This is a genomic window from Neobacillus soli NBRC 102451, assembly GCF_001591665.1.
Lineage (GTDB): Bacteria > Bacillota > Bacilli > Bacillales > Cytobacillaceae > Neobacillus > Neobacillus soli.
In genome coordinates, this window is sequence record NZ_BCVI01000052.1 from 47,112 (window position 1) to 62,603 (window position 15,492).

A 15,492-nucleotide genomic window follows, 5' to 3' on the forward strand; every position below is an offset into this window, starting at 1 on the left:
GCCAATCTTTCTTTTTGGATGGAACTTATGTGGACTTTATTAGTGAGATATGGACATTTCGCAGCAAACGGAACATCTCTAACACAAGGATATTTAAACCTAACCAAACTCCGCCAAATATGTATTCGACTAAGATATCGCTAGGATCTTGAACTCCAAAAAAGATACGGCTGACTGCTATAAGAAGTAATAAAAGTAGAGTTCCTGCAGCGGCATTTGAATGAACCCGTGCTTTACGGGTGTAACGCACGAACACAAAGGCTGCAAATCCATAGATGACAAATGCCATTAGCGGCTGCTCACTTGGAAATTTATAAAACAGTTGCTCCGCTGAAGCTTGCTCGGGTAGAGGCAAGCTGTGAAATAGCCTTATTAAGCTTTCTTCATATAATTCTCCACCTGAAATAATGAACAGCCATGCTAATAATTCAAGCACTTTGTTCTTTCCTTTCCATATAATCCACAAAAATGAACAAGCGCATATTATAAATAAGACTTTAGAATTGTCCATGAAAGAGAATACCTGCATGAAAGGAGTCCATTCCTGACCAAAAGTTGACGGAACCAAAAAGGTCATCGTTTCATCGAATTCTTGAAACTCATTGGTCAACAAACTTTGGATGACTTCGATCAACAGAACACTTAACACAAGTGTGATGACAACAGTGCAAACAATAAATATCCCTGTTTGTCTTCTTGACTTCAATAATTTCATCATCCTGTTAATCCCTAAGATTGCTGCACCTTTAATTTGTTCTTTCTTTCTTCGATATACATAAACAATGACCAAAATGAACAAAGCGATTATGATACCAATTAATAAATACTTTTTAATTGATGCATGGAATTGATCCCATTTTGGTCCAAGTACTTTACCTAGCGAAATAAAAGTGGCCACCCAAATAAATGCACCACTATAGGCATATAAAGCGTATGTACGAAATTTAAGATGTGTAATCCCTGAAAAATAGCCAGTGAAATGTCTTATTCCAGGGATAAAATAGGCAATGATTAGCAATTTATTCCCATACTTACTAAACCATTTTGAAGTGTTTTCCAATCGTTCTGGGCCCAAATGGAGTTTCCTACCGTATTTTTCAAAAAAAACAGTACCAAATTTTATACCAATCCAATAAGCAATCGTCATTCCAATTGAACTGCCCACACCGGCAACGAAAATACTGGTGAACCATCCCAGATGTCCTTGGTATACAAGAAACCCAGTATAACTCATAATGAGTTCACCCGGCAGTGGGAGTGCTAACAGTTCAAGCATAAGCGCGATAAATATCAATACATATCCATACTGATCCATATATGATGTAATCATACCCACAGACAGCCCTCACTTTTTATTATTATATGTAAAGTATTTTCTATTTTTTAATTAACAATACCGTTTCATAAATTGACTCTATCAAAACAAAATAATTATATAAACTTGCACTACCTTCCCTTTTACTCCAGGAAGTTGTTTGCGTTTTTTTCCAAGTGGCTTCTCCACTTAGATGCGGCAGTTGATTTGTAATAATCAAATACCATTATATTTTTTAATTAATACTTTCAAATCCATTCGATTTTCATTATGAAAAGGGGTATGTAAGTTTGAAGGGGAATGGTATTCCATGTGGGGTAAAGTACGAGACTGGATGGAGAAAATGTCACCAGCCCAGGCTATTTCTAGCTATTATTTACTGGCAGTAACGGTATCTATTCTATTATTTAGTATCCCGGCAGTCCGTAAACCTGGTGTCGAATTGTCTTTTATTGATACAGTTTTCACAGCTGTCAGTGTGGTCAGTGATACATGATTAAGTGTGTTTAACATTTCGGAAACATATAGCGTATTTGGGTATTTATTATTATGCTCGTATTGCAATTCGATGGTATTGGCATTATGGCCATTAGCACCTTTTTCTGGATTCTTTTGAGATGGCCCAGTGACTCGTTTTCAAGCCACTGGAGGCTTCGCTAGATCAGAGGTTTGGCGTCAAATGATGTCTAATACTTTTGAATCAGAAGTAGTCGTTCCAGAAAGCTATGAGGGTTCGTGACTAGGTGCTAGTATTTTAAATCTATATGCAATAGGAAAAATTGATTTCTTTGATGTAGCTTCGGAAATGATTGGCTGCACCCATAAACATACACCTAAAGAAGCCGCAGCAATGGAATATAGACAATTTGTGCCAATCTTTATTAACTTATTAAGAGTATTAGATGAAGATATACTATGCTTCACACGTAAAATGATGCTGGGTTCTGGATGTTTAAAGAGTATTTCGGTTTAAGACTGAAAGAAACATTCTCAACATGGACATTACTTGAGACAATTATTTCGGTTTCAGGTTTAGCGTTTGTTCTATTACAAAGTTTATTCGTTTAAGTAAACACGATAAAATTACGATAATTTAAAAAATTTGCCTCCGTTAGAGCAACAAAGACAACCATGTGTCCTAAAGAAAAGAAACCGGCAAAGCCAAACAGGCTTTGCCGGTTTTATTGTTTACGGCTCCAAATCTTTCTTTTCGTACTGAATCGGATCCGGGATTTCCCCATTTTCAGATAACTCCTTATTTGTTTGCAGTGATTCCATTTCCTTCCCGAGTTTCTCCATTTCCTTTTCATTCCGAACCATCGAACTATTATAATGATTTTGGTTGGAAAGAGGTTTCGTTCCATTCCCAACTATGTTTCTCAAATAATCGGCAATTTCAAATAGTTTACTTTCTACGGCTTCCCTAACAGGTTGCGGAATTCTCTTTTCCCCATATAGAGAGGGTTCCCCAAGTTTCGCCTGATTTGGCTCGTTTGAATTTTGATTAACAGGAATTTCCAACCAATAAGTGGATTCAGTGGAAGAATCCCGCAATGCTACTCTGTACCTTATTGATTTACCAAAACCAATTTTTGAAAATCCCTGATTTGTCAAAATCGAGTCTATCCTAGAAAATGGTCTTTCTTCAAATGCGAGAGCGTTCACCTTCATTATTTCCTCATCTCCTTCATTTTTGAAAAAAATATCGGGGCTTAAGGGTCAGATTAATTGTCCGCAAATCTATGAGGCTTAATGGCTGCTTCGTTTGTTAAAGAACAGTGATACAATGAACAAAATCAAAAAGACAACGAACAAGATTTTCGCAATACCAACCGCAGCAGATACAATTCCAAAGAAACCAAAGACACCAGCAATAAGGGCAATGAGAAGAAATAGAATAGCCCATTTTAACATCTGTAACACCTGCCTTTTAGATTAGTTTGTATGGCTATTTGTTCTGTTTAGGATTTACCCTGTTTGTTTACGAGTGAAACATACATCTATGAAAAAGGGAGCCAAACAATTAATTAAAAGGTTTCAACTAGCTAGCTAAAGGGTAAAAAACATAGTAATCAACACTAGTTCTATAAATGGAGGTATGAAAAAATGGCAAAAACAAAAGAAAAAGCAGTTCCTGTAACAGAGACTCTTAACAAACAAGTGGCTAATTTCTCGGTTCTATACATGAAACTGCATCACTATCACTGGTATGTAAAAGGGGAGAATTTTTTCACCTTGCATCCTAAATTTGAAGAAATGTATACTGAAGCCGCTTTAAATTTAGATACAATTGCGGAAAGAATGCTGTCACTGCTCACTTTACCAACTGCAACGCTAACAGAGCACTTAAAGATTGCTTCTATTAAAGAAGCCGACGGTGAAGAAACGGCGGAGCAGATGGTCAAGTCACTGGCTGATGATTTTGACTCAATCTGCACAGAGCTTACGGAGGGAATTTCTATAGCTGAGGATCAGGATGATCAGCCAACCGCTGATATGTTCATTGCTATCCGTTCTTCCTTAGAAAAACATAGATGGATGCTTGAGGCTTATCTAGGGGAATAAAAATGGAATTTCCGTTGGGTGGGCATTCTTTTAGGAGAATGGTCAAACTCTAGATATTTTGATGCCTAGCATGGTAATTATTACAAAAAGGGACACCTTTCCACAAGGTGTCCTTTTTCATGATATTAGGCTGCCTTTTCCTCCAAAGAGTCTTCAAGCTGATAGCCTTCCCATTTTGTAATAACAATAGCTGCCAACGAATTGCCGACAATGTTTACACAAGTACGTGCCATGTCAAGAATCCGGTCAATCCCAGCTATAAATGCTAGTCCTTCTACAGGAATCCCGACACTTCCTAATGTCGCAAGAAGCACTACAAAGGATACGCCAGGAACGCCGGCAATTCCTTTTGAGGTTAGCATCAAGACGAGAACTAAGGTGATTTGATGCCCAATACTTAAATGAATTCCATACATTTGCGCAATGAACAATGCCGCAATCGCTTGGTATAAGGTCGACCCGTCAAGATTAAAGGAATACCCCGTTGGAATGACAAAGGATGTTATCGATTTCGGACAGCCAAGCCTCTCCATTTTTTCCATTATTTTTGGAAGGACGGTCTCTGAACTTGCGGTTGTATAACCTAAAATTAATTCGTCTTTCAAGTAACGTATGAGCTTAAAAATATTAAACCCGACAATTTTCGCCGTTAATCCAAGAACGACTAAAATGAAGAAAATCATCGATCCGTATACAACAAGAACTAGTTTCCCGAGCGGAATCAACGAGGTAATCCCAAATTTCGATACGGTTACGCCAATTAAAGCAAAAACACCAAATGGTGCAAGCTTCATGATTTGGTTTGTGACATAGAACATCGCATCGGCCGTTCCTCTAAAGAAATTGAGAATCGGCAGTCCTTTCTCACCAATTGCCGCCACACCTAATCCAAACATAATGGAAAAGAAAATAATAGCTAACATATCGCCATTCGCCAATGACTGAATGATATTGGTAGGAACAATATTTACAACAGTGTCAATCATCGAATGTGACTCTGTTTGTTCCGCAGTATGGACGTAACTATTTATATCCGTTTTTGTCAGTTTGGATCGATCTACACCGGCACCTGGCTGAAACACATTCCCGGCAAGAAGCCCAACAATGATGGCGACTGTGGTAATGATTTCAAAATAAAGCAGTGTTTTACCGCCTAGCTTTCCCAATGACTTCATATCACCGACCCCAGCAACTCCGACAATAAGGCTGGAAATTACGATTGGAACAACAATCATTTTTATTAATCGAATGAAGATATCTCCAATTGGCTGGAGGTAACTTGCCACATGTGGATTGCCATAAAAAACTGCACCGACAATAATACCGAGAGCAAGTCCAATAAAAATCTGCCATGCTAAACTAATCTTCTTCATCTACATTTCCCCTTTTCATATCTATAAAAAATTGATTAAAACAAATAATTGATTTTGATACCTCAATCTTTCTTTGTCAAATAGAAAAGACTTCCCTTTTAATAAAGATTATCTTTATTAAGATTCACTATTTTCAAAATAAAATGCTAGTGGAAAGTACTTCTATTTCCATTTGTGCAATTTCGAAAAACCAAGCATGGAAAGACTTAAACCCCATTTAATCAACCGTTTGAGTAGTTAACTTTATTATTTTAGAATAACATGTTTGACCAAAAAGGAAAACAGCAAATTTAAATCGAGGAAAACAATCAAAAGGAGCGCCCCCAATCTGGATGCGCTCCCTTCTTTCTAGCTATCAAATATTCGACAAAATCCTACAAACTTCGGGTGGTGCCAGGCACCTTTAAGACGATTACTGCGTTGTGGCCACCAAAGCCGAAGGAATTGGATAGGCCAATTTTCAGGTCGGTTTGACGGGCGACATTTGGAACATAATCCAAATCGCAGAATGGGTCAGCTTGTTCTTGGTTAATTGTTGGGGGAATGATCCCCTCCTGGAGGCTTTTGACTAATGCGATTGCCTCCACTCCACCCGCAGCCCCTAATAAATGACCGGTCATAGATTTGTTGGCGGTAATTGGAACCTTGAATGCGTCTGTTCCAAATAGCCTTTTAATGGCTTGCATTTCTGAACGGTCTCCGATTTCCGTACTTGTTGCATGTGCGCTAATTACATCCACTTCATTCGTTGAAATGTCTGCATCACGTAAAGCAGATTTCATTGCAAGATAAGCCCCTTTACCCTCAGGATGGGATGAGACCATATGATATGCATCTGAACTGGCACCATAGCCAATGACCTCGGCAAGGATTGGTGCATTTCTACGTAAGGCATGGGACAACGATTCGAGAATGAGGATACCAGCACCTTCCGCCATAACAAATCCATCCCGCCCCGCATCAAACGGCCGGCTTGCTGCGGAAGGGTCATCGTTCCTCGTTGATAAAGCGGTAGCATTCTCAAAACTAGCCATAGAAATCTCCGAGATAGACGATTCGGCGCCCCCGGCAAACATGACATCCGCACCACCATAACGAATCAGCCTGAATGCCTCTCCGATGGCCGTATTACCGATGGAACAGGCCGTGACTGGTGACATGCTAGGCCCCATTGCCTGATATTTTATGCTGATTTGCGCTGCTGCCATATTCGAGATGATCGCCGGAACCAACAAAGGACTTACTTTTCTTGGGCCCCTTGCACGGAACGTATCAATATTATGGATGAGTGTTTCAATACCACCAATTCCTGAACCAACATATACCCCAAGACGTTCCGGGTCAACTGTCTCAGGTGTTAACTTAGCCTGTTCCCACGCCTGCTCGGCAGCAGCTATAGCAAAATGGCAAAAAGGGTCTAATCGTTTGGCCTCCTTACGGCCTAAAATGTCTTCAGCGTTAAAATCTTTCACAAGCGCGGCAATTTTTGTCTTATGAAGAGTTGTATCAAATTTATCAATGGCCGTGACGCCCGACTTCCCCGCCTTTAAATTCCTCCAGAACGATTCCACTTCATTGCCAAGCGGTGAAATAACGCCCATTCCTGTAATGACTACTCTTTCCATGTTCTCTTCCCCCTATAGCTTGTTATCCATATTTTCACTTAGAAGTTATCCTATTACAAGTTGTAGGTTATACTAGTATAAATACTACCATGATGGAGGGGTTGAACTTGAATCAAAATATAAGACTGGATGCTCTTTCCGATTTTTTAAAAACCAAGCGGTCAAAAATTAGGCCAGAGTCTGTTGGCTTACCCGCGGGAAGTCGCAGAAGAACTTCGGGCCTCCGCAGAGAGGAAGTAGCTCAGTTAACAGGAGTCAGCACCACTTGGTATACCTGGTTAGAACAAGGACGGGATATAAAAGTTTCGACGGTTGTTTTGGATGCTATCGCATCTGCCCTACAATTGAGCAATGATGAACGAAAATATTTATACGATTTAGCTTTAGATGCCCATGCGAATTCTCCAAAAAAAGATGAGCTGCAACCAAAAATTAGTAGTTCTTTAGAAAAAATTCTAAAGGAATTAAAGCATTGCCCAACCGTAGTGACCGACCGATACTGTCAGATTGTTAGTTGGAATCAGGCAGCGACCTGTGTCTTTTTAGATTTTGAACAACTGCAGGGTGAAGAGAGAAACTTAATTCGCTTAGTCTTTGCGAGGAAAGAGCTGCGGTCACTAGCAGCCAATTGGGAGCATTTTGTAAAAGGATTTCTAGCTATTTTCCGTGTCTATTATGGGCAATATGTCGGGGACGTGTGGTATAAACAATTTATTGAAGAAATGAGTGACACTTATCCCGAATTTCAGTCCTTATGGCTTGAAAGTCAAGTAAACACGGCCCCTGTTGTGCAAATTGAAATCAGGCACGCGAAGGCGGGGAAAATGCTGTTTAATTTAACCTCTCTTCAGGTCCAGGGTGATACGGATTTAAGATGCAGCATCTATACCCCATTAGAGAATTCCTCGACAGAAGAAAAGTTAATAAGATTGATGAAAAAAAGTGCGATTTAAAAAGCAGCAGCGGCGGGTCCACCACCGCTCTCTCTAGTACGCCCTATCCCTATTTTTTAAGTGTCCGCTCACCTTGTTTTTCATACAAGTAAAAAATATAATCGGTCGACGGACCTGGATAACCTAATTGACGCAACATGGCTGTAATATTTCCCCTATGATAGGTGCCGTGATTGACGACATGCTGCACTAATTCAGAAAGGCGGGTATCCAATTTGCCAAACATCGGATGTCTAAGTGTCTTATTGGCATCCAAATCCTCTTGGCTGCTTAGAAAATTAATATATTCCTTCGAAAATTCTAGGTACTCTTTTTCCATTTCTTCAAGAGTTTTATTTTCCATAACCTCAGAATACTTTCCAACCAACTGCTGAATTTCTTCATAATTTTTGTCTGACATCGCATACAACCAAACTATATCTGTATTAAAAAGATGTATAACGACCTGTTCCAAACTCGAAAAAACACTCTTTACTTCCTGTCGATATACTTCGCTAGGCAATTCTTTTAAATGGTTAAAAACCCGCTCATTCGCCCAAACATGGTAATCATACAAACGCAGCGAATCATTTTTCATTACTAAGCACCTCTTTTTATTATGGTTTATTGAAAAAGGAACTTCTTTCAGCAATAAGTACGTTTTCAAACAACTTAAGCCCAGCATATTGCTGGGCTCTATTCATTACAACCCAAGGGGGGGTTATAAATGTTAGTCGTTTTTATGGCCCAAATAGTTTCATTTTTATTCAAAATAAGCAAAACTAGTTGCAAGAAAAGGTTGAATACATTATCCTAAACATGCATAGAAATTCTATATATATAGAATACTTATATATAAGGAGAACTTATAATGGAAAATGAGCAAATAAAAGTTTTTGATAGCAAGCGGAATCCTATTGGGGTTGCTACAAGAGAAGAAGTGCATCGATTAGGTCTTTGGCACGAATCCTTCCATTGCTGGTTTGTTTGCCGTGAAGAGGAAACCGATTATTTATATCTTCAACTTCGCTGTGAACTAAAAAAAGACCATCCGAATCTGTTCGATATTACCTCTGCAGGACACTTATTAGCTCATGAATCTGCAGAGGATGGCATTAGAGAGATCAAAGAAGAATTAGGAATTGATGTTACTTTTTCAGAGCTTATACCATTAGGAATCATCAATTATTGTGTAAACCATGAGGACTTAATTGATAATGAACTAGCACATACATTTTTATATAAAAAGAATCTGGCTTTTGATGAATTCACCTTACAAAAAGAAGAAGTTTCAGGTGTTATCAAAGTGAAGTTTACTGATTTTATTGACCTGTGGACAGGAGCTAAACAAAACGTACACATAAAAGGATTTGAGATAGATCCTAATGGGAAAACATTAGATATTGATAGAATGGTTGGGACAAATTCCTTTGTCCCGCATGGGCTTTCATATTATGAAACGATTATTCAATTGATACAAGAAAAACTAAATGACCGACGCTAACCCGTATTGCGTTGATTCAAAAAGGCGAACAGTACCTTACACTGTTCGCCTTATTTTTGGGTTCGCAAATAAATGAGGCGTTTCGCAAACAAACGGCTATTAGTAAGATTTAGGGTTAAATAGGGAGCCACAAAGGGAATGTTGACTCCAAAAGATACAAACGACCAATATCCTCCAACTTTTCATTATGTTTCACATGTGTCACACCCCAGCCCCTTTAATTCGTTAACCTTCTTTCCTTCCCAACTTCAGCCACTTCATTGAGTGTTTCACTAAGTACATCGAAATCCAAAATAACAGTAACGCATCAATCGTGTGCAGTGCCCGGAATGAACCGGAAAACGTTCGAATTGTCATGTGCTGCAAGGATGTTAGGACAAATAGACCTAAAGGCAGCCAGCGGAGCCCTCCATGAATTCGTCCGAAAAACGATAGCAAAAACATTAGTATGGCACCAAACTCAAAATAATTCGCGAATACGCGATGCATCTGCCAATTATCGGAATCTACAAATAATCCCATTCCCGCAAAAAATACTTGCAGTATGATACATACAAGGTAACCCGCTGCAAGTAATCCATATATAAACCTTCCAGTGCGCACGCCTGAAGATATTATCTCTTCTTCACTATTTTTCATATTGCGCCCCTTATCCTTACCTATTTTGTTAATCACATTTTCTCTCCCCTTCATTTTCAAGCAAAATTTGACTGCTGTTTCTGTTTTCGCGGCCCCCACGGTTTGAAGACCGAAATTACGAACATGGAAACAAGAGAAATGATCTGGAGGATGATTCCAATCCACATCTGCCACTTGTTTACCGTAAACGCTGGATCCAAAAGAGCATTGAACCCATCATTTGTTGTCAACGTTACCGCGTTTAGCGTTAAGAAATACATAGCGATGGGCCCAAGGACTATTGAGAAAAGGGTTAATCCTTCTTTTACGATAATCCAGTAATATTTGAATAATCCCCATTTGGTCAGCACGGATAGTAAAATCCCTGTTACAACCGTTCCAATCGTCGAAGCGCGGACAGATGTCTTGGCAAGCACATACATGCTGCTATAACACGCTTTAAACACCCCCGCGTCATCCGTGGTGGCAGCAGTTATACTTAATATCAGAAAAACGAATGCCACGCCTAACATAATGGCCGAAAACAATAGATGAAGGATTAGCAACCCTTTTCTTTTAGTAATGCTAAGTCTTTTCATACCTGGAAACTCCTTTCTTCAAAACCCTCTCCGTTATTAATGTTAATAGATGTCTCTAAAAGGACTCTAAACCAAATCTAAAAAAAGTATAAAAATAGCAAGGTTGTTCTCTTGTGAAAAAATAAAACGACCTTCACTGGTTTGTGAAAAGGCCGCTAAGAATTCCATATAACTCAATTTTCCCACCACAATTAAACATTAAAACGATACCCAACACCCCAAATCGTCTCGATATATTGCGGCTTGGACGGGTCGGTTTCAATTTTTTCACGCAGTTTGCCAATAAAGACGGTTACCGTCGCATTGTCCCCCATAGAATCCAGTCCCCAGATTCTTTCAAACAGCTCGTCTTTGCGGAAAACTCGATTTGGATGGATAGTTAAGAATAGCAGAAGGTCAAACTCTTTCGAGGTGAACGGAACTTCCGTTTCATTTATATAAACCTTACGCGATAACTTATCAATGCGAATCCCTCTTATTTTGACTTCGTCCATCTGTTTCACCTGGTTATCTGTCATTAATCGATCATAACGAGCTAGATGTGCTTTAACCCTTGCCACTAGTTCGCCAACACTAAACGGCTTGGTCATATAATCGTCTGCCCCAAGTCCGAGACCGCGTATTTTATCGATTTCTTCCTTTTTTGCAGATACCATTAAGATTGGAATGTTTTTCTTAATACGAACCTGTCTGCAAATCTCAAATCCATCGGTATGTGGAAGCATGAGATCGAGAATAATCAAATCATATTCCTCCTCCAAGGCCTTTTTGAGGCCCAGTTCCCCACTGGAGGCAAATTCCACCTGATAACCGCTAGCTTCTAGGTAATCTTTTTCCACTTCCACAATTACCTGGTCGTCCTCTATGATTAAAATTCGTTTCACTCATGTTCACCCTCATTATTGGTCTTTGGCAGCGTAAAATAAATGCTAGTTCCTTCTCCTAATTGACTTTCTGCCCAAACACTACCGCCTTGCCCTTCGACAATCTGTTTGACGATCGCAAGTCCAAGGCCGGAGCCTCCCGTTTCTGTATTCCTTGATGGATCTGCACGGTAAAAACGATCGAAAATATGGCTTAGTGCCCCACTTTCGATTCCCGGCCCGTTATCTCGGATATGTACCGTAGCTTTCGTTTTGTCGTCGAACAATTCCACCCTGATTTCCTTTTGAACTTTGTTTATATATTTTAAGCTGTTACCAATGATATTCATCATGACTCTTCGCAGCTTTTCACGGTCGCCCAAGATAGGAACCGGCTTATCAGTTTCAACAATGAACGTTAGATTGATTTCTTCCATTCGCGGGTCAAGTCGCAACTCTTCCACACAATCCTGCAAAAACAAATGAAGATCGATCGGCTCCAAATGAAACGGCAGCCGGTTTAAATCAAGTTTGGAATACAACATCAATTCGTCAATCAAATGATCCATATCCTCTGCTTTTTTCGCAATCATATTGATATATTTCTCCTGTTTCATAGCGGTATCCGCAATACCCTCTTGAATGCCTTGAACGCAAGCTTTAATTCCGGTTATCGGTGTTTTTAAATCATGAGAAATGTTGGAGATTAATTCTTTACGGTTTTCTTCGTACTCCAGCTGAAGATGGATGGACTCGTTTAACCTGATGCGCATTTCTTCAAAAGAAGCGCCCAGTTCTCCAATTTCATCTTTCCTTTTTAACACGACTTCCTGTTCAAGGTTCCCTTCTTTTATTTGTTCCGCAGCATGTTTTAGCGTGTACAAAGGTTTAATAAAACTGCGAGAAACTAAGAAAGTAAGAAATCCATTGGTTAGCCCGATCACCAATAGAAGTGACAACAAAAGCAATGGAAAAAACTTCCTTGCTTCATTAAAAAAAGACATTAAATCAGAAAGCAAATACACCGTACCTGTAGTTCCATCACTGTAGGTAATCGTATATTTTTGAATAGAATAACGACTTTTTCCCCAACGTTCTCGTTTCTGACTAGTTTGCAGCTCTTGAATCCCTGTATTTAGATGAAGGTTGCTCACAAAGGGTGAAGTAAAGCTGGCTTGGTTATTCTTCATCACCACAAGACCAGTATGCAGACGATTCAATTGGACGTCGGTTTTTTTCAAAAACTCGTTGTCAGTAAATCGGTCAGGATCTGTTTGCGTCATAAACTTGACTCCGGCAATCAAGTCTCGGCGTTGGTTGGCCGTTTCCCAAAAGGCCGGCATTCCCTTTCCATCCTCTGTACCTGCCATACCTTTATAAAAAGCTGAAACTAGCGTGGTAGCTATTAAAACAAACAGGACGATAGGGATAATGGTCATAGCAATATAGGAAAGCAATAGTCTCTTCTTGATGGACATGGGCGAATCTCCTTAAAGCTGTTTTTTCTCGAACAGAATTACACCTGCTGAATAAGCCATTATACAATATGAAAGCATCAGAATAAACGAGTTGGCAAGCTTCACAAAAGGGGCCCCGTTTCCAATCCAGAGTACATACCAGTTTGTGTAGGAAAAGATCGACCATACTGAAAGTGCCGGGAATATGAACGGTACGAACTTTGCAGCAGTATAAATGAGAATCATCGTTACCAAGGCTCCACTGCTTTTGTTAAAAAATTGGGCAATGAACACCGAAACGCAACCAATCGCCATTAGCGGAATAAACGCTGCCGCATAGGCCGTGAAAATATCGAGCAAACCACTCGCATAATCCCCCCCTGGAACCAACCATCCCGAAATGATAGTCGTAATCATTATTACCCCAAGAAGTATGGCTAGAAAGATGGTGATAGCCGCCACTTTCGATGCAAACACTTTCGCCCTTGTAATAGGGCGAACAAGCCCTAGCTTTAATGTGTTTGATGCTACTTCACCTGAAAAAGCCTCCGATGCAGACATAAACAAAAACAACGGGAGTAAGGAAAATGTGAACAAACGAAGCATCAACATGGGAAGATTGCTGCCAATCCCCAAATTATTAGGTAAATAATGAAGGATAATAGCAGATATCACTGGGAGCAAAATGGCAAGTAGCAGAAATCCCTTTGTCCTATTATGTTTCCATAATTTTTCTGTCTCATTTAATATATTTGCGATGATCATCATGATCTCCTTCCATCGATGTGTGTAATTGTGAAACAATATACTGTTCTAACCTAATGCCTGGCTTCACTAATTCATCCACGCCACCAACACGTATCATCTGGCCGTTTTGCATGATTCCAATTCGATTGACAATAAGACTAAGTTCAGTAATCATATGGCTCGAAATCAAGAAGGTAATCCCATGAACACGTGCTAACTGCTGAATCGTGTTTCGGAAATTGACGATGCCCTCGATATCTAGACCGTTTGTCGGTTCATCCAAAATTACTAGCTTTGGTTTCGACAGCAATGCTGAAGCTAATCCCAACCGCTGCTTCATTCCGAGCGAAAAACCATTTACCCTCTCCTTCTTGTATGGAGCTAGACCAACCTGTTCCAGTACATCGTCAATCCTAGTCTTTGGAAGTTCCGGATAAAAACGAGCAGATAGTTTCAAATTATCGTAGGCACTCAAATATTCATAAGCATCAGCCGTTTCAATCATGCACCCGACTTGTTGCATTGCTTGTTCAAACTGATCAGTCGTATTATTCCCAAAAATAGTGACACTTCCGTGGTCCGGCCGAATTAACCCGATAATGATTTTTAATAGAGTCGTTTTTCCTGCCCCATTTGGTCCAATTAAACCGAAGATATCTCCCTTTGCAATGTCAAAACGGATATCTCGTACACCACGGCCATTCTTATATTGCTTAGTAATTGCATTTACTTCCAATACGATATCCACTTTCCAATCAATCCTTCCTCAGATTTATATTAAGAGAGGGCAACCAGACGTTTCGTTATCCAGCTGCCCTGCTTATTAATGACGCCAGCCGCGCTTCATTCCCTTATTTTTGATTTCCTCTATTTTCTTACCCGTTAAATCGATATGTTCAGGTACAGTTTTATTAAGATCAGAGTAATCGACATGAATGGTAAACGTAAGCTCATGTTTTTTCCCGGATTTATCAGTACCGATAATCTTAATTTTTGCCGTTTGCTCTTCCAGGATATCTTTTGTGCTAATTTCAGCATCCATATCGATTTTTTCAACCTTAATATTGTCTGTTAATTTCGGCATGTTGGTCATCCAGTCTGGTGCTTTTTCGTTATTTTTGTGATTTGCAAGCTTAGATACAACTACTGTTCCCACCGCATTTACTACTGCAGGAACCTGGTCTCCAGAAAGATGCAATTCCGCATGCTTGCCACCGTTTCCTTGATCTTCAACCGTCGCAAGATCCTTAATATTACCTAGCAATGTCCCGATTACTTGCTCCACCACTTTTGAAGGATTCGAATGATCCCCGTTGCGCTGCCATTTTGGAGCATTCATTTCCCTGACCTTATAAACATCCTCTTCACTGCTTTTAAAAATGACCTTTCCCTCTTGTCGAAATACATTGATTGAGCGCTTTTCAGAAGAATCACCAATTGTTGCAGCCACGCTTCCTGCTTTCTGCTCCTTATTTACCTTCAAATCAGCAGCCCCTGTGACAAGCATTTTCCCGTTATCTGATATCGTCAAGTCAACATTCGTTGTTAAGCTCGTTTCTGCCTTCGTATTTTTCAGCGCTGTTTTGTAAGCATCATAACCGGATGTATTTGCCATTGCGGAAAAACCACTTGCTAAAAGCAGTACCGCCCCGATACCTAATCCTGCCCCCGCCGTCATCCATTTCTTTTTCATTGATAAACCTCCTAGATTATTTAGTGTAAAGCCTTGGCTGCAAACCTCCGAGTCAGGCTTGCCAAAGCTTTCTATCATTCATCTTACTCCCCATGTCTAAACCGCCTCTAAACCAATTCTAAAAAAAGTATAAAATTTAGGAGGAAATGCACAAATTGAAAAAAGCTATCTAATAAGGTTTAATACCTTTGAGATAGCTTG

Annotated in this window: 17 protein-coding genes and 2 pseudogenes; 6 read left to right on the plus strand and 13 right to left on the minus strand. The window is 39.7% G+C overall.

Annotated features, from left to right (window positions below; translation table 11 throughout):
- Positions 1 to 25: 25 nt before the first annotated feature.
- Positions 26 to 1,330 carry a VTT domain-containing protein gene (locus tag BSO02S_RS17665; protein WP_066070501.1) on the minus strand — a complete coding sequence of 435 codons (1,305 nt, stop codon included), beginning with the start codon at positions 1,328 to 1,330 and terminating at the stop codon, positions 26 to 28.
- A 295-nt stretch (positions 1,331 to 1,625) separates the two neighbouring features.
- On the opposite strand from BSO02S_RS17665, the gene BSO02S_RS28055 reads away from it, so the two are divergent.
- The 3 genes and pseudogenes from BSO02S_RS28055 to BSO02S_RS26485 form a co-directional block, all read left to right on the plus strand.
- On the plus strand, positions 1,626 to 1,811 hold the full coding sequence (locus tag BSO02S_RS28055; protein ID WP_066070336.1) for a hypothetical protein: 186 nt from the start codon (positions 1,626 to 1,628) through the stop codon (positions 1,809 to 1,811).
- 120 nt (positions 1,812 to 1,931) lie between these two features.
- Positions 1,932 to 2,288 (plus strand): annotated as a pseudogene (locus BSO02S_RS28060) (hypothetical protein); the annotation flags it as partial.
- Positions 2,246 to 2,383 (plus strand): annotated as a pseudogene (locus tag BSO02S_RS26485) (GntT/GntP/DsdX family permease); the annotation flags it as partial. The pseudogenes BSO02S_RS28060 and BSO02S_RS26485, both read left to right, overlap by 43 nt.
- A 120-nt stretch (positions 2,384 to 2,503) precedes the next feature.
- Here BSO02S_RS26485 and BSO02S_RS17675 read toward each other — a convergent pair.
- Both BSO02S_RS17675 and BSO02S_RS26490 read right to left on the minus strand, forming a co-directional pair.
- The gene (locus BSO02S_RS17675) at positions 2,504 to 2,986 is read right to left on the minus strand and encodes a hypothetical protein (protein WP_066070338.1); all 483 of its coding nucleotides are present in this window, start codon (positions 2,984 to 2,986) and stop codon (positions 2,504 to 2,506) included.
- A gap of 78 nt (positions 2,987 to 3,064) precedes the next feature.
- Positions 3,065 to 3,229 carry a DUF1328 domain-containing protein gene (locus tag BSO02S_RS26490; RefSeq protein ID WP_084375081.1) on the minus strand — a complete coding sequence of 55 codons (165 nt, stop codon included), beginning with the start codon at positions 3,227 to 3,229 and terminating at the stop codon, positions 3,065 to 3,067.
- Positions 3,230 to 3,421: 192 nt separating this feature from the next.
- Between BSO02S_RS26490 and BSO02S_RS17680 the strand changes: the two genes are divergently transcribed.
- The gene (locus BSO02S_RS17680; protein ID WP_066070341.1) at positions 3,422 to 3,880 is read left to right on the plus strand and encodes a Dps family protein; all 459 of its coding nucleotides are present in this window, start codon (positions 3,422 to 3,424) and stop codon (positions 3,878 to 3,880) included.
- 125 nt (positions 3,881 to 4,005) lie between these two features.
- On the opposite strand, the gene BSO02S_RS17685 is transcribed toward BSO02S_RS17680, so the two are convergent.
- Complete coding sequence (locus BSO02S_RS17685; RefSeq protein ID WP_066070346.1) at positions 4,006 to 5,253, minus strand: cation:dicarboxylate symporter family transporter; 1,248 nt, start codon at positions 5,251 to 5,253, stop codon at positions 4,006 to 4,008.
- 374 nt (positions 5,254 to 5,627) lie between these two features.
- Positions 5,628 to 6,878: a beta-ketoacyl-ACP synthase II gene (gene fabF / locus BSO02S_RS17690; protein ID WP_066070349.1), complete on the minus strand. Its 1,251-nt coding sequence runs from the start codon at positions 6,876 to 6,878 to the stop codon at positions 5,628 to 5,630.
- A 107-nt stretch (positions 6,879 to 6,985) separates the two neighbouring features.
- Here fabF and BSO02S_RS17695 point away from each other — a divergent pair, with 107 nt between their 5' ends.
- A complete protein-coding gene (locus BSO02S_RS17695) occupies positions 6,986 to 7,831 on the plus strand; it encodes a helix-turn-helix transcriptional regulator (protein ID WP_066070353.1) in 846 nt (281 codons plus the stop codon).
- Between the two features lie 49 nt (positions 7,832 to 7,880).
- Here the strand turns inward: BSO02S_RS17695 and BSO02S_RS17700 are convergent, their stop codons facing one another.
- Positions 7,881 to 8,408, minus strand: a complete 528-nt coding sequence (locus BSO02S_RS17700) for a DinB family protein (protein ID WP_066070355.1) — start codon at positions 8,406 to 8,408, stop codon at positions 7,881 to 7,883.
- Positions 8,409 to 8,681: 273 nt separating this feature from the next.
- Here BSO02S_RS17700 and BSO02S_RS17705 point away from each other — a divergent pair, with 273 nt between their 5' ends.
- A complete protein-coding gene (locus tag BSO02S_RS17705; RefSeq protein WP_066070358.1) occupies positions 8,682 to 9,314 on the plus strand; it encodes an NUDIX hydrolase in 633 nt (210 codons plus the stop codon).
- Between the two features lie 225 nt (positions 9,315 to 9,539).
- Here BSO02S_RS17705 and BSO02S_RS17710 read toward each other — a convergent pair whose 3' ends face one another.
- The 7 genes from BSO02S_RS17710 to BSO02S_RS17740 all read right to left on the minus strand — a co-directional run bounded on the left by BSO02S_RS17710 (position 9,540) and on the right by BSO02S_RS17740 (position 15,291).
- The gene (locus BSO02S_RS17710; protein ID WP_142303755.1) at positions 9,540 to 9,989 is read right to left on the minus strand and encodes a DUF6220 domain-containing protein; all 450 of its coding nucleotides are present in this window, start codon (positions 9,987 to 9,989) and stop codon (positions 9,540 to 9,542) included.
- A 20-nt stretch (positions 9,990 to 10,009) separates the two neighbouring features.
- Positions 10,010 to 10,531: a DUF2269 family protein gene (locus BSO02S_RS17715; protein ID WP_066070364.1), complete on the minus strand. Its 522-nt coding sequence runs from the start codon at positions 10,529 to 10,531 to the stop codon at positions 10,010 to 10,012.
- A 191-nt stretch (positions 10,532 to 10,722) separates the two neighbouring features.
- A complete protein-coding gene (locus tag BSO02S_RS17720) occupies positions 10,723 to 11,415 on the minus strand; it encodes a response regulator transcription factor (RefSeq protein WP_066070365.1) in 693 nt (230 codons plus the stop codon).
- Positions 11,412 to 12,872, minus strand: a complete 1,461-nt coding sequence (locus tag BSO02S_RS17725) for a sensor histidine kinase (protein WP_066070368.1) — start codon at positions 12,870 to 12,872, stop codon at positions 11,412 to 11,414. The genes BSO02S_RS17720 and BSO02S_RS17725 overlap by 4 nt, the downstream gene beginning before the upstream one ends.
- A 12-nt stretch (positions 12,873 to 12,884) precedes the next feature.
- Entirely contained in the window at positions 12,885 to 13,616 is a 732-nt protein-coding gene (locus BSO02S_RS17730) for an ABC transporter permease (RefSeq protein ID WP_066070371.1), read from the minus strand.
- Entirely contained in the window at positions 13,591 to 14,346 is a 756-nt protein-coding gene (locus BSO02S_RS17735; RefSeq protein ID WP_066070376.1) for an ABC transporter ATP-binding protein, read from the minus strand. The genes BSO02S_RS17730 and BSO02S_RS17735 overlap by 26 nt, the downstream gene beginning before the upstream one ends.
- Before the next feature lie 75 nt (positions 14,347 to 14,421).
- Positions 14,422 to 15,291, minus strand: coding sequence for a hypothetical protein (locus BSO02S_RS17740; RefSeq protein WP_066070379.1), 870 nt, complete (start codon positions 15,289 to 15,291; stop codon positions 14,422 to 14,424).
- Positions 15,292 to 15,492 lie beyond the last annotated feature (201 nt).

What these genes read in the sequence shown, in the direction of transcription:
- BSO02S_RS17675 (WP_066070338.1), bottom strand. Translation starts at nt 2,986, where the DNA reads ATGAAGGTGAACGCTCTCGCATTTGAAGAAAGACCATTTTCTAGGATA.
- BSO02S_RS17715 (WP_066070364.1), bottom strand. Translation starts at nt 10,531, where the DNA reads ATGAAAAGACTTAGCATTACTAAAAGAAAAGGGTTGCTAATCCTTCAT.
- BSO02S_RS17705 (WP_066070358.1), top strand. Translation starts at nt 8,682, where the DNA reads ATGGAAAATGAGCAAATAAAAGTTTTTGATAGCAAGCGGAATCCTATT.
- BSO02S_RS17725 (WP_066070368.1), bottom strand. Translation starts at nt 12,872, where the DNA reads ATGTCCATCAAGAAGAGACTATTGCTTTCCTATATTGCTATGACCATT.
- fabF (WP_066070349.1), bottom strand. Translation starts at nt 6,878, where the DNA reads ATGGAAAGAGTAGTCATTACAGGAATGGGCGTTATTTCACCGCTTGGC.
- BSO02S_RS17740 (WP_066070379.1), bottom strand. Translation starts at nt 15,291, where the DNA reads ATGAAAAAGAAATGGATGACGGCGGGGGCAGGATTAGGTATCGGGGCG.
- BSO02S_RS17685 (WP_066070346.1), bottom strand. Translation starts at nt 5,253, where the DNA reads ATGAAGAAGATTAGTTTAGCATGGCAGATTTTTATTGGACTTGCTCTC.
- BSO02S_RS26490 (WP_084375081.1), bottom strand. Translation starts at nt 3,229, where the DNA reads ATGTTAAAATGGGCTATTCTATTTCTTCTCATTGCCCTTATTGCTGGT.
- BSO02S_RS17665 (WP_066070501.1), bottom strand. Translation starts at nt 1,330, where the DNA reads ATGATTACATCATATATGGATCAGTATGGATATGTATTGATATTTATC.
- BSO02S_RS17730 (WP_066070371.1), bottom strand. Translation starts at nt 13,616, where the DNA reads ATGATCATCGCAAATATATTAAATGAGACAGAAAAATTATGGAAACAT.
- BSO02S_RS28055 (WP_066070336.1), top strand. Translation starts at nt 1,626, where the DNA reads ATGTGGGGTAAAGTACGAGACTGGATGGAGAAAATGTCACCAGCCCAG.
- BSO02S_RS17680 (WP_066070341.1), top strand. Translation starts at nt 3,422, where the DNA reads ATGGCAAAAACAAAAGAAAAAGCAGTTCCTGTAACAGAGACTCTTAAC.
- BSO02S_RS17700 (WP_066070355.1), bottom strand. Translation starts at nt 8,408, where the DNA reads ATGAAAAATGATTCGCTGCGTTTGTATGATTACCATGTTTGGGCGAAT.